The 12,653-nt window shown below is 54.4% G+C and carries 16 protein-coding genes; all 16 read right to left on the bottom strand.

All coding sequences use genetic code 11. From position 1 onward, the window contains the following. Nucleotides 1-2: 2 nt before the first annotated feature. The 16 genes from QZ303_RS01225 to QZ303_RS01150 all read right to left on the bottom strand — a co-directional run bounded on the left by QZ303_RS01225 (nucleotide 3) and on the right by QZ303_RS01150 (nucleotide 11,697). Entirely contained in the window at nucleotides 3-584 is a 582-nt protein-coding gene (locus QZ303_RS01225; RefSeq protein ID WP_295728187.1) for a conjugal transfer protein TraO, read from the bottom strand. A 6-nt stretch (nucleotides 585-590) separates the two neighbouring features. Continuing rightward, the gene (traN, locus tag QZ303_RS01220) at nucleotides 591-1,604 is read right to left on the bottom strand and encodes a conjugative transposon protein TraN (protein WP_295727971.1); all 1,014 of its coding nucleotides are present in this window, start codon (nucleotides 1,602-1,604) and stop codon (nucleotides 591-593) included. A gap of 19 nt (nucleotides 1,605-1,623) precedes the next feature. Continuing rightward, complete coding sequence (gene traM / locus QZ303_RS01215) at nucleotides 1,624-2,823, bottom strand: conjugative transposon protein TraM (RefSeq protein ID WP_295727970.1); 1,200 nt, start codon at nucleotides 2,821-2,823, stop codon at nucleotides 1,624-1,626. Further along, nucleotides 2,807-3,148: a TraL conjugative transposon family protein gene (locus QZ303_RS01210; RefSeq protein ID WP_295727969.1), complete on the bottom strand. Its 342-nt coding sequence runs from the start codon at nucleotides 3,146-3,148 to the stop codon at nucleotides 2,807-2,809. Before QZ303_RS01210 ends, traM begins: the two co-directional genes overlap by 17 nt. Nucleotides 3,149-3,153: 5 nt before the next feature. Beyond that, nucleotides 3,154-3,777: a conjugative transposon protein TraK gene (gene traK / locus QZ303_RS01205; RefSeq protein WP_290159782.1), complete on the bottom strand. Its 624-nt coding sequence runs from the start codon at nucleotides 3,775-3,777 to the stop codon at nucleotides 3,154-3,156. An 18-nt stretch (nucleotides 3,778-3,795) separates the two neighbouring features. Further along, nucleotides 3,796-4,794 carry a conjugative transposon protein TraJ gene (gene traJ / locus QZ303_RS01200; RefSeq protein WP_290159799.1) on the bottom strand — a complete coding sequence of 333 codons (999 nt, stop codon included), beginning with the start codon at nucleotides 4,792-4,794 and terminating at the stop codon, nucleotides 3,796-3,798. Between the two features lie 15 nt (nucleotides 4,795-4,809). After that, nucleotides 4,810-5,427 (bottom strand): DUF4141 domain-containing protein, encoded by a 618-nt coding sequence (locus tag QZ303_RS01195; RefSeq protein ID WP_295728182.1) that lies wholly within the window; start codon nucleotides 5,425-5,427, stop codon nucleotides 4,810-4,812. Between the two features lie 36 nt (nucleotides 5,428-5,463). Next, nucleotides 5,464-5,598 (bottom strand): hypothetical protein, encoded by a 135-nt coding sequence (locus QZ303_RS01190; protein WP_290456555.1) that lies wholly within the window; start codon nucleotides 5,596-5,598, stop codon nucleotides 5,464-5,466. A 5-nt stretch (nucleotides 5,599-5,603) separates the two neighbouring features. Continuing rightward, nucleotides 5,604-6,320: a hypothetical protein gene (locus QZ303_RS01185; protein WP_290159781.1), complete on the bottom strand. Its 717-nt coding sequence runs from the start codon at nucleotides 6,318-6,320 to the stop codon at nucleotides 5,604-5,606. Next, nucleotides 6,317-8,818, bottom strand: a complete 2,502-nt coding sequence (locus QZ303_RS01180; protein WP_295727966.1) for a TraG family conjugative transposon ATPase — start codon at nucleotides 8,816-8,818, stop codon at nucleotides 6,317-6,319. Before QZ303_RS01180 ends, QZ303_RS01185 begins: the two co-directional genes overlap by 4 nt. After that, nucleotides 8,802-9,131: a DUF4133 domain-containing protein gene (locus QZ303_RS01175; protein ID WP_290387874.1), complete on the bottom strand. Its 330-nt coding sequence runs from the start codon at nucleotides 9,129-9,131 to the stop codon at nucleotides 8,802-8,804. The genes QZ303_RS01180 and QZ303_RS01175 overlap by 17 nt, the downstream gene beginning before the upstream one ends. Continuing rightward, nucleotides 9,131-9,406 (bottom strand): DUF4134 domain-containing protein, encoded by a 276-nt coding sequence (locus QZ303_RS01170; protein WP_289773223.1) that lies wholly within the window; start codon nucleotides 9,404-9,406, stop codon nucleotides 9,131-9,133. The genes QZ303_RS01175 and QZ303_RS01170 overlap by 1 nt, the downstream gene beginning before the upstream one ends. A gap of 153 nt (nucleotides 9,407-9,559) precedes the next feature. Continuing rightward, nucleotides 9,560-10,246, bottom strand: a complete 687-nt coding sequence (locus tag QZ303_RS01165) for a hypothetical protein (RefSeq protein ID WP_295727963.1) — start codon at nucleotides 10,244-10,246, stop codon at nucleotides 9,560-9,562. Beyond that, nucleotides 10,243-10,545 (bottom strand): DUF3408 domain-containing protein, encoded by a 303-nt coding sequence (locus tag QZ303_RS01160; RefSeq protein WP_295727961.1) that lies wholly within the window; start codon nucleotides 10,543-10,545, stop codon nucleotides 10,243-10,245. Before QZ303_RS01160 ends, QZ303_RS01165 begins: the two co-directional genes overlap by 4 nt. Nucleotides 10,546-10,547: 2 nt before the next feature. Continuing rightward, nucleotides 10,548-10,934: a DUF3408 domain-containing protein gene (locus QZ303_RS01155; RefSeq protein ID WP_295727959.1), complete on the bottom strand. Its 387-nt coding sequence runs from the start codon at nucleotides 10,932-10,934 to the stop codon at nucleotides 10,548-10,550. Beyond that, the gene (locus tag QZ303_RS01150) at nucleotides 10,918-11,697 is read right to left on the bottom strand and encodes a ParA family protein (protein WP_295727957.1); all 780 of its coding nucleotides are present in this window, start codon (nucleotides 11,695-11,697) and stop codon (nucleotides 10,918-10,920) included. Before QZ303_RS01150 ends, QZ303_RS01155 begins: the two co-directional genes overlap by 17 nt. Nucleotides 11,698-12,653: the final 956 nt, after the last annotated feature.

Below are 12,653 nucleotides of genomic sequence, written 5' to 3'. Positions count from 1 at the left end.
CCTTATTCGATTATGAATTTTACACCGACGCCATACTCCGTATGGTAATGTCCCGTGGAGTTGCCGAATACAAACCGCTCCCTAACATTGGCGGTCAGGGCGATTTTATCAGAGAAATAAAAATCGGCTTGCAGGGAGACGGCACCGCCATAGATGAACGAGTCGCCGTTGTGGAGAGTCGAGCCGTCTGGCAATGATTTGTCACCCCAGTTGACAGTCTCGTATCCTCCGAGGGCCGACACGCCTCCATAGATGTGGAATGTCTGCGAGTAGTCACTGACAAAGTGTAGGTTGTAACCGGCCTCCCCTGTGAACTGTGCCACAGGGATGCGGCCTTTCTCTCCGTAGGGCTTGTAGGTCTGAAGATAACCGCCTCCGAAACTCCAAGTGTCGGCGTTGCCCTTGAACACTGAATAATGTATACCGAATGAATAGCCGCAGTCGCGGGATTTGCCCGTATAGAAACCGTCTGCCATGCCTGCCTTGATTTCAACCGCCGACATGCCGGGGAGGCATCGCTGGGCCATTGCCTGCCCTGCGAACAGGGCAAGCATGGCAGCGATTATGAATATCGCTTTTTTCATCATCGTTTACTGTATTGAAAGTTCGTCAATCACATTTGCGCGTACAATATCCGCGTTCTCCACGACAAAGGTCTGGTGACGGCCTCCTTCCTTCTCGGCAACCTCGACCACGAGCTGCTTGTCGTCGGGAATGGTGAATTTCTCCAGAGCGAACACGGTGCGTTCCGATGATTTTCCGGGTACCGTCACTACATAGTTCTGGGCACGGAGCGGTTCAAGCACCTGTTCCTGCATGGCCGTCCTCTTCACCACTTTCTTGTCCACGATTTTGAATGACACATATTCGATGTCAAACGGGATATTGCTGGTGTTCTTTATTTCGGTGTGGAAATACAGCAGTCCGTTGTTGGCATAGATTGATTTCAGGAGGAACTGCACACCGAAACGCTTTGAGCCGATATGCTTTATCTCGCGCTTATTTTGTTTGTATATGCTTTTCATAATCAGCTTGACAAGCATCGGACTCTCGCTGCCGAGGCGTTCAAGATAGATTTCCTGCGCGTTGTTGGGACGGTTCACTGCCTCGCCGTCGTGGATGAAGTCGGTCATCTCGATGTTCAGCAACAGCGGTTCCTTGGCGAATTTCACGTTAAAGGTGAAAAAGCAGCCGTCATCGGTGATGACCGAGAGGTTTGTCTCCGACTTGAACGACTTGGAGGCGGATTTGACGCGCAGCACGTTTTTCGCTCCGTCGGCGAGTCCGGCCACGATGTCCTCCCCTCCGAGGTCCACATATACAATCTCCGACGGGAAGATAATGTGCGTGGTCTTCTGATAGCATACCTCCAGCGCGTGGGGCGGTATCATTCGGTCAAATCCGACCTTGCGGGTAAGACCGCTGAACTTGTCGCCGTCGGTGTAGTTCTCACCGTACACGTTTATGTCGTGTTCAGCGACCGCCTCAGTGTCAGGAGACACATGGTTATCTGTGTTTTTGACCGGCTTTGTGTTTTTGGCAAACGCCGGGGTTGCCATGCCTATTACGGCAATGACCGAGAGGATGATATTTCTTGCCTTCATATCTGTCTGGTTGTTGTGGTTATACATCTTCGGGCTGGTGGAGCATCACACGGTATCCGGCTTTGAGATGTACCTTGACCGTGCGCATTTTTTTCGTGAGGTACTGCGACACTCCGTTGATAAGCCCCCTGCCCACGTCGGAGGCTATCTGCGCCCCGGTGTTGGTGGAAATATTGATTGAACTGCCCATAGTGGACCCCATGTTGGCACCGATTTCATGCAGGGCGTCGGACTCCATAGAGCCGGGGATATTTATGCCCTCCTGTCCGTCGGAGTCATAGACCTGCAATTCCACCTCATATATCGAGCCTTGGCACTCGACGGACGAGATTTCAATCTCCAGTCTCTCGCCCTGAATACGCGCGGTCCCGACGATTGCGGTGTTGCGTGGTACAAGGCGGTTGCCTATCCACATGGTCTCGGTGGTACGGAGCCTTACACTCTCGCCGTCAGCCACACTCTGGTTTCCGGCCACCACTGCGGCTATGGTGTTCTTGTTAATAGTTCTGGACATACCGACCGCGGTTGTCAGCCGTCGGGTGGCATTGGAGGCATTGAGCGAGGAAACGACATCGCGGCTGACCTGTGACACCGGCAGGACATTCCTTTTGCCCTTCTCTTCCTCTATTGCCGGAGGTGGCGGGTAATTTCCGCCGTTGCCGTTGCCCATATATTTTGCCGCCAGCTGGTATGACCGCTCCAGCATCGCCATCTCGTCGGGCTGGGCCGAATTTTGCCGTGCCGCCTCGTTCTGCGCCTCCAGTTCCGCAATGCGCTCGTTGAGTGCGTCAATCTCCGCGTCGGGGGTCTCCTCCTCGACAAAGAAGTTGTTGAGCGACTCCTGCACCTCGCGGTAGCTTTGTGCAGACTGCTCGATCGGAGTGGAGGCAGAGTCCGTGGCAGCCCTCTCCGGTATCGAGTCCGACATCCTTATCGAGACCTGAAGCACGCTGTCCTGTCTTGCCTTCTCCTCGCGGAGTGCCTCATCCGCGAGTGCCTTCAGCTTGTTGCCCTGCAACCCGTCGCTGTCACCTTCGGGCAGTTCCATGTTGGCCTTTCCCTTGGCGGTGTCCTCGCCGGGAAGGTACGAGCCGAAAATCAGCCACATCGAGCCGAGGAAAATCAGGACGGCTCCCGGTATGACGATAAGGTATTTTTTTAGTTTCTGCCTCTCGGCCTCGGACTTGGATCCGAGCCATTCGCTAATCCTCGTTTTCAAATTCCGGGATGCCATATCCACATACAGTCTTGTTATCCATGTCCGGCGAACCGCCGTCACTCTCTACCGTTATGTCGAGACCCTCTATGTGGGCCGGCTCCGCAAGTGTGGCGGCTGCATGGCCGCGTCCTATACGGTAACAGGCGTTGCCGAATACGAAAAACGCGGTGAGGATGAACAGCGACAGCAGCACGGCAATCACCGCGAGACGCCGGTTTTCAGGGATTCCGTTGCACCTGCGGCGCAGGAAATTCCCGACCGCCCCCTTGGGGACGCTCCACACCTTATTATATATGGAGCGTCCGATTGATTTTGACAGTTTCATTTCCGTTATCTTTTTACTGTTGAAATATCCCTGTTTTCAAGGATGTTGAATCCCTCGATTATAAACCCGTTGGGGTTGTCGTCGGAGCGTGACGAGTTTGTAAGGCGGCATACTGTCACAAGGCTTCTTTCGGTGACGTTGCTCTGGCGTATAATCATCTGACGCGCATAGGTCTTTGCTGTGTAGGGATAGTTGTCAAAGTCGCACAGGACGCTATCAACTATGCACACCTGATTTATGTTGCCGGAAATTATGCGGTTGTAATAGCCCTTCTCGGAATAGTCGGAATAGTAGTTGTACGCGCTCTTGTCGGAGAGTATGAGGGCACGGTTTATGTTGTGCTCTATGGCCGATTTGTCGGGCGACAGCGAGAAGAACAGCTCGTGAAAGCGTCTGACGTGTTCCCTCGCCTCCGCCGGGCGGTTCTGGCTCATGTCCTGTGACAGTGCCAGCATCAGCGATTTGCCGTTGTCGAGGACATAGATTTTCTCCCGCTGCTTTTCGGCGAAGTTGAACACCGTCACGAGTGCCACAGTCACCACCGCCGCGCACATCGACACGAAGACTATGCCGAAAAGACGTATCTGCCGGAAGGAGGTCTCGATGTTTTTAAGCGATTTGAACTCCATTTAATCGTTGTTTGAATATCATTTGAACAGTCTCTTGAAACGCCCGACCGCATTGCCTGCGGCCGCACCGCCGAGACTGCCCGCGACCGAACCGGCCTGTTGCGCGGTATTGTTGACGGCCCTGCCGTAGCTGCCCATGCCCCCGGCCTGTATTATCCAGCCCGCGACAGTCGGGATAGTGAAGTAGCCGATTATACCTATTATCATGAAAATCAGGTATGTCGTGTTGCTGGAATCGAGGTTTGCGTTGGGGTTGTTGGTAAGCTCGGAGATGTCGTTCTGCAACATCAGGACTTGGATTTTCGCCAGTATCGTGGAGAACAAGTCCGCGACGGGCAGCCACAGGTAGGTCTGGACGTAACGGCATATCCACTGCACGAGGGTGGTCTGGAAACCGTCCCACACCGATATTGCGAAACTTACCGGGCCGAGTATCGCCAGCACTATGAGGAAGAATGTCCTTATGGTGTCTATCGTCAGCGACGCCGCCTGAAACAGCAGCTCCAGCAACTCGCGGAAGAAGTTCTGAATGGCCTTCTTCACCTTGTACATACCACGCTCTATATACATCCCGGCGGCAGTGCCTACCTCGGTAACTCCCAGCTCGTCAATCTGACGGTCAAACTCCGCGTCATCCACGAGGTATGCCGTGGAGGGGTCTCGCATCATGGCCTCGTATTCGAGCCTGTCCTTCTCCTCGCGGTATTTCTGCATATCCAATGTCTGGCCGTCGAGCATCGAGGCTGTACCCTGCACTATGGGCGACATTATGGAATTGATAGTGCCGAGCACCACAGTCGGGAAGAACATGATGCAGAATCCGACGGCGAAGGGTCGAAGAAGCGGGAACACATCCACCGGCTCCGCCCTTGCCAATGACTGCCATACGCGGTATGCGACATAGAACAGCGCGCCGAGTCCGGCTATCCCCTGGGCCACCCCCGCCATGTCGGAGCAGAGGGGCATCATCTCGTCATAGAGAGAGCGGAGGATTGTGTGCAGGTTTGAGAAATCTATCGCGCAAAGCATGGCTTACCAGTATTTTTGCGCGCCCTTGCCGTAAAGGTTCACCACCCTCTGGGTGTCGGCCTTCTTCTTGGCGCGGAGATACGACACGGAGATGTTCTTGTTGGTGTAATATGCCGTCAGGTTGCGGAAACGGCTCATCTCCTTATAGCACCGGTCCACTATGTCCATGCGGTCCTTGTCGGTCATGGACATGGTTGTGATGTTCACCACGTTTTTAAGTTCTCCGAGGACTCCGTTGGCCTCCTCCAGCAGCCGGGTGTATCCGGCGGCTATGGCCGAGAGTTCCGACGACGTGAAGTTGGGGTCGGTGAGCATCTTGCGGAAGTTGGTCACATAGGTCTCGCTGATGTCTCCGAGCATGAGGACGGTCTGCTGCACCTTGCGGGCGTCGCGCACAAGGTTGTTGACCGAGCGGAGTGCGTCGTAATATTTCTTGCCCTGCTCGTAAATTTTAACCGTCTCCTGAAACGACTTCACCATGTGCGTTGCCGTCTGCGACTCCTGAACGAGAGACTTCGAGTTGTTGACGATGCTCTGGGCGATGTTGGAGGGGTCAATCACAGTCCATTGGGCGTTTGCCCTCCCCGCGCCGAGAAGGAGGCACATCAGGAGTGCCGCCATAATGTATTTCAGTCTTACCATGTTTGTTATTTTTCGTTAGTATATTCTGGAGGCTATTCCTCCTATGAGCCTTACACCGAGGGAGAGTGTCCACAACGCGAGTCTCAGGAGGAGGGCGACAGCGGCGACACAGGCCGTTATGATTGTCAGTATTATCCTCAGTACGTTCATACATCTTATTTTTCGGGTTCGTTAACGGTCTCCTTAAAGGGAGTCTCTGAAAGTCCTTCAAGCGTGGCCTCCGCTTTTTGCGGTTGGTCCGTTTCCGGTTCCATCGTGACATCCTGCATTATGTGGGCGACCATGCCTGTAATATCGGAGCGGAGTGTCCTTTCAGGAAATGTCGATTTGCGTCTCATAGTCATGCCGAGTTCGGGAATGAAGATTGTGTCGAGCAGCCCGTCATAGGCAAATGTCCAATATTTCTTTCCGTTACCCATATAGAGGTTCTTGTCGAAGGTCTCGGAGTCCATATAGCGCAGCACCGTGTGGTCATGGTATATCCCGTTATAGTCAATGCCGGATATGTCGGCACGCCAGTAACCGCGTTCCTCGTATATGTGCAGGGTTATGCCGGTAACGGGGTCGCGCCATTCGTCACGGATTTTATCGCGCGGATCTGTCTCTTCCTCAATGGGGAATCTGGAATTGAGGGCTTTTGTCAACGCCTTGCCCGTGTCTTCGGCGAAACGGTCTGCCACGATGTCAGCAAGAGCCGACAGGAAAAACCTGTCCCGTCTGCGGAGACTGGCCGGGGTCCTGAAAAGCAGGAACAGCAGCAACAGGGCGTTCAATGCGCACAACAGGACAATTATAACACGGTAGTTATAAATTATCGTCGGTGATAGTGACGACATGAAGTCGCCGAGTGTTGAAATAATCTGGTCAATCATAATCCTTTGTCTTCGTTTGCCAATAGTTTAATCGCGGCCTCTATGTCGCCTCCGAGACGCCGCGAGGTTTCCTGCACCTTGATTTTCTCGGTCTCCTCGGTGGTGTAGCAGTAATACTCCTCGCGGCTGACCTCGGTCGCATAGACCGCGGACTGTGTTCCGCCAAGACCTATCCATACCTCCTTGTAGAGCCTGTTGGGGTTGTTGGCAAGGTTTATCGACAATACCTGTGCCTTCTCCTTGTCGGTGAGTCCGAGCAACGACTGTATCTGGTCAAAGCGGTTCATATACTTGCGCTGGTCGAGGAGTATCTTGCAGTCGGAGTTGTTGATGATAGTCTCCTTCACCACCGGCGACGATATGATGTCGTCAACCTCCTGCGTCACCACCACGGCCTCGCCAAAATACTTGCGCACCGTCTTGAACATATATTTGAGGTACTCGCTCATGGTGGTGGTTGACAACGCTTTCCAAGCCTCTTCCACGATAAGGAGCTTGCGGATGCCCTTCAGACGGCGCATCTTGTTTATGAAGGCCTCCATGATGATAATCGTCACCACCGGGAACAGCTCCTTGTTGTCGCGGATGGAGTCAATCTCGAACACCACGAAGCGTTTGTTGAGCAGGTCGATGTTCTCTTTCGAGTTGAGAAGGAAGTCGAAACGGCCTCCGTGGTAATACTGCCTCAGTGTCGTCAGGAAATTGTCTATGTCAAAGTCCTGTTTATATATGGGTATGGGACGCTGTGCCATTTCCGTGCGGTATTCGTCGCGCATGAACTCGTAGAAGGAGTTGAAACAGGGGACAATATTGCCGTCAGACCGCATCTTGTCAAGGAACATCGACAGCGCGGATCCAAGCTCACCGCTCTCGGTCTTGCTCACATGGTCCTCCTCCGACTTCCACAGCGTCAGCAGCAGGGTCTTGATGCTGTCCTTTTTCTCCACGTCGAACACACCGTCTTCGGTGTAGAAAGGGTTGAATGAAATTGGGCTGTCCTCGGTGTAGGTGTAATAGATGCCGTCCTCCCCGTGGGTACGGTTGCGGATAAGGTTGCTCAACCCCTCGTAGGAGTTGCCGGTGTCTATCAGCAGGACGTGGGCACCCTGCTCATAATACTGGCGCACCAAGTGGTTGGTGAAGAACGACTTTCCGCTGCCCGACGGTCCGAGTATGAACTTGTTGCGGTTAGTTGTTATGCCCCTTTTCATCGGCTCGTCGGAGATGTCGAGGTGTACCGGTCTCCCCGTGAGCCTGTCAACCATCTTTATGCCGAATGGCGACAGCGAGGAACGGTAGTTTGTCTCGGCGGTGAAGAGACAGGCCGCCGGCTCGATAAACGTGTAGAAACTTTCTTCGGCAGGAAAATCCGCCTCGTTGCCGGGCATCGCCGCCCAGAACAGTGTCGGGCAGTCGATTGTGTTGTGCCTCGGCATACATCCCATCGTGGCGAGCTGTCCGCCGACATCGTTCTTGATGCGGCGCAGCTCCTCGGCGTTGTCGCTCCATGCCATTACGTTGAAATGCGCCCTGACCGACGTGAGTCCGTAACTGTGCGCCTCGTTGAGATAGAGGTCTATCCACTCCTTGTTGATAGCGTTTGAACGGCTGTACTTGGAGAGGCTGTTCATGTTGCGGGCGGTCTTTTCAAACCTCGCGAGGTTCTCGTCGTGGTCGTCGACGAACACATACTGGTTATAGATGTGGTTGCAGGGCAGCAGCAGTCCCACGGGCGACGCGAAGCTCATGCGGCAGTCCGAGCGGTCGGTCGACAGCCGTTCATAGCGGTTGTCGGTGCCGACTTTGGCGGGGAGGTCGTCGGTGTCCGACAGGGTGTGGAGGCAGAGCATATTGTCGCCTATCCTCATCTGCTGTGCCGAGAGGTCCATGTCTTCAAGACAGGCGACATCATCCATTGAGAGGGACATATATTTCTCAATCAGTCCCGAAGATGTGTCCGTGCCCACCAGCTCCTCATCCGTGAGGCGGCGCAGGGTAATGTGGCCGGAGTCGTTGATGATGCGCTCGAACTGCTCCACCGACTCCATGAATTTTACGACGGCCTCGTGGTCAAGTTCCTTCGGAAGTATGCGCCCTCGGCAGAGTGTCGAGAAATTGCTCTGCTGTCTCGCCCTCTCGCGGGTGGTCTTGGTCAGGAACAGGTAGCAACGGTGGTCGAGATACGGCCTCTCGTTGAAGTGCCGCTCAAAGGAGCGGTCAAGGAATGAAAGGCCCTCCTTCTGCAACTCCGGGCGGTATTTCCCGCTGACGAATATGTCCTGCTTGTGTACCACCGAGAAACGGGGCAGCACCTTTATGGCCTTGCACCATGCCGAGTGCATGGCCCCGTATTCTGCGGAGGTGACGGTGAACAGCTCCGGGAGCCCCACCTCAAAGGCCACCGTGATGTCGGCGTCCTTTGAGATGATGCAGCCGTGTTCCACGGCCAGAATAGGGAGCTTGCTTTCGAGCGTAGTCGCTTTAAGCGTGTTTCGCATTTCTTGTCTTTATTAGTCGTTTGATACGCTTGCGGTTGATTATGTAGCGCGGATGAAACCTTGCCGCGCCGAGTTTCATGAGTCCGTACTGCCCGTACTTGGCATTGAGCCGGAAGGTGAGCCACACGAGGGAGGGGGCGGCCACGGCGGTGAAGCCGATACAGAACCACTGGGGCACCCCCGCGACATACATCACCACGAACAGTATGAACATTGACAGCAGCCCCACGGCGAATATGAAGAGGTATTGCGCTTTCAGTCCCCGGTATTCCACGCTGCGGCCTATGCCTTTGTTTATCGGGTATTCGGCCATCAGAGGAAGAAGGATTTGAGGATTGTGGCTGCCACTATAAGGAAGATACAGGCACCGAACCAGCTTGCGGCGGTCTTTGAGGTGTCGGGGTCGCCGCTCGACCATTTGGAGTAGCATTTGACACCTCCGATGAGACCCACCACCGCGCCTATGGCGTAGATAAGTTTCACGCCGGGCTCAAAATACGAGGAGACCATGTTGGTTGCCTCGTTGATACCCGAAAGGCCGTTGCCTGCTGCGCTCATGAACTGCACCGAGCAGAGCACCATGAGCATGGCGAGGACGAACCGTCCTTTGAGAATCATAATTTTGTTTTTTGCTGTTTTCATACGGGTCTTGTATTGTGCGCCGGGCTTTCATTCTCCCGACGCGGTTTGTGTCGGGGCCTCGACGGGCCTGTGCTGTGCCTTGCACGGCATCATCCGTAATCAGTCTTCTTCATCTTCGTCTTTTTTATGTTTCACAAAATCCGGGTCCCGGAGGACACCGCCAATATCCACGGGCTTTGCCTTGGCTTTAGGGGCGGGGCTGCCTTTCTTCCTGACGCGCTTCGCGCTCTTCATGCGCATATTCTCGGCTATGCACTCCATCACCCCGTCGCTGATGCGCCTGTCGGCCTCCATCAGCCTGCCGATGAAAACCACGTCCCGCATCCCTGACAGCACCTTGCCGGCCTTGGCCTTGCTGTCGGCATCTGCACCGGGATTGACCGCCACGCTCAGCGCGTCCTCAATCTCCTCGATGCTGTCGCCGGTGGCCGGAGGGGACACCAGTCCGGGGTCCACATCATCCATGTCGGGGTCTTCTTCTTCGCTGTCTCCGTCACCGTAGCTGCCGTAGGTCCCGGAGGGATTGACATCGCCCGTTGCCGAGCCAAGAGCCTGTCTGACGGCAAAGGTTATCGTGGAGGTGAGCGATTTCTGGAAAGTGTCCATGTCGAAGTCGCTTTTGGGGACTATCGAAAGTGGCGAGGGTGGGGATGACTGGGTATCAGGCTTTGCCTCTCCCTCCTTTCGGGCGGCCTTTGCATCACCGTCTTTTCTGCGGAACATCCACGTTACAAACGACAGGTACAGGAAGCCGCATATTATCAGTACGGACAGGACGGTGTTCATAGGCGCGTCTTTTTCTTTCCTTTCTCCATAAGGAGATTGAGTATGCCGGCGTTGTCAGACAGATGACGCAGGAGTATCCGCGTCACATAGACCCCGATAGTGAGACCCTCCACGTCAAGGAGGGGCACCGACATCTTCAGCCTGTCCACCAGTTCGCGCGGGACGAATATCCCTTTTCGCGCCCCGACCTCTCCCGGTTCGAGGAACATCGAGCGGTATGCCTCCACTTCCTGCCGGGTCAGGCACTCCATTTCCTTGGCCGGACACCCTCTTGTGTCTTTTTTATTTTCGTCTGCCATATCTAAATCTGCTTGGTTTTGTTGAACATACGCTGGATAACGTCGTCAAATTCCCGGAAATGCTGCTCCAGCACGTTGTTTACATATCCGGCTATCGTCCCTCCGTCGGAGAAGAACAACAGTAGTTTCTGAATCTTTACCTTGAACTCGTCGCTGACCGCGACCTGCTTGCCGCTCTTTATCACCCGCACATATTTCTGGGGCAGGAGGTATTTCTCCATGTACTCCACCTCCTTGGGTGAGGCTGTGGCAGGTGTTTCAGTGGCTTTCGCCGCAGTCTTGGGCGGCTCTTTGACCGTTGCCGGGTCACGCATCGCGGAGGCTGTCCTGTCCTCGTATGAGTCGAGGAACTTGTCGGCGTCGAAGTTTGTCTCACGTCTTGTCGGCATACTCTTCGGGGGTTATGGTTTGGAGAATCTCATCCACCAGTTCGGGCAGATAGCTGTTTTTGAGAAGTGCCCTGTCAGGGGGCATGAAGGTGGAGCGGAAGACCGCGCCCCGGCCTGTCTCGGTGCCGTCCTTGGTGAATTTCACGCTCATGGGGAGTATGGTCTCCAAGGACTCTATGCACATAGTGGCGGCATAGCGGTTGATGATCTGGCAAAGGCTGTCTCGGTCTTTTGCCTGCACCTTGTTCCATACGAGATATGTTCCCTTGATGCGCGAATCCCCTGTGAGGATCATGCACTCGCGGACGTTGTGCGCGAATCCGATAGAGCTTTTCAGGTCTCCCGTCTCCGGGGTTATCGGGACGAAGAGGTAGTCCATCGCGGAGAGGAGCGTCACTATCTCGCGGTCGTTGACCGTGCCCGTGACATCGAAGAACACGAAGTCGGCGGCATAGCCTTCGTCTATCGCTTTCTGGGCGGTGGCGAGTGCCTCGCCCGGCCCGCTGCTTATTATCTCGTAGACGCTGCCACCGAAACTGTGCATGAGCTTGGTGAAACGTCTCTTGACAGCGGGGTTCTCCTTAATCACCAGCTTGTCTTTCCGGCGGTACTCGACCATGCTGTGCTGCCTTGCGTCGCAGTCTATGGCGAGGACCTTTCTGCCGTAGAGATAGTGGAGGCAGCTCGCGACAAGCGTCGTGAGGGTTGATTTGCCCGCTCCGCCTTTTTGGGTGGCGAAAGCGACAAAAACCGGTTCTGTCATTTCAATACGGTGTATGTGGTTGTGGAAACGGCGGACCGCCGTGCGGCACTTGCCCGTGCCTTGGTCGGCATTGCTGACGCCGGGATTGAAAATCGCCCTGTTCCCTCAGTACGTCAGATGCCCGGTGATTGGAAGGTTCAGCCACGCAATCATACGGCTCTCCTCCTGAACGGTCATACCTCTTGGGGATAATCCCGTCACCCGGTCATTCAGTCACTCAGTCATTCAGTCATCTGAGTGATTGGTAATCCTATAATCCGGTAATCCAATCATCCGTTATTCTAATGGTTTGACAATTCGGCCAACCGGCCTTTCAGTCGCCGGAAGGACTGACGGTTCAGTGTCCGCGTCAGTCTCCGGTCTGACTTTGTGGATATTCAGCAGTTCCAATGACAACGCGCTCAACTTGGATTTCATCTGAAGCGTCGTGCAGTCGTCGGGCCGTTCAGTCATATTGTATTTCAGTTTCGTGTTTTTTCCGCTGAACGGCGGGAGGATTGTCGCGTCACTCTTCTGAATTTATCAGTATATGAGCGGTGTGTCATACAGCCAAGGAACTGGCCGAATACGCAATCATAACGCCAGCAATTCAAAAATGGTTTTCGTAATGTGCTGACTTTCCGAATATTGCCGAGCTTTTGCCGAAGGTTGCCGACCACGGAAACAATTAAGCCGTTCACGTTGTTAGGCTCATACACGCAATCATCGGCCAAAACGCGGCTGGATGCGGTGTCGCAGTCTGTGGCATAAGCCTCTTTTCGGATGCCGTAACGCGGACATCGACCCGCAGGGCAGGTCAAAACCTGCGATTTTTCGCCGCGACGGGAGGTTCTCCCGCTCTGTTTTCACAGGAAAATCCGACCTCTTTTTCACCCCTGTTTTTCAGTCATTTTTCTATGCTCACATGAGCATTGCAAGGTATGTTTTGAGCATAGTAAAACGGATATAAGCCAAGC

The organism is uncultured Muribaculum sp. (assembly GCF_910583865.1).
Taxonomy (GTDB): Bacteria; Bacteroidota; Bacteroidia; order Bacteroidales; family Muribaculaceae; genus Muribaculum.
The sequence above is the reverse complement of the archived record's forward strand: the minus strand, read 5'-3'. Positions and strand labels throughout refer to the sequence as shown.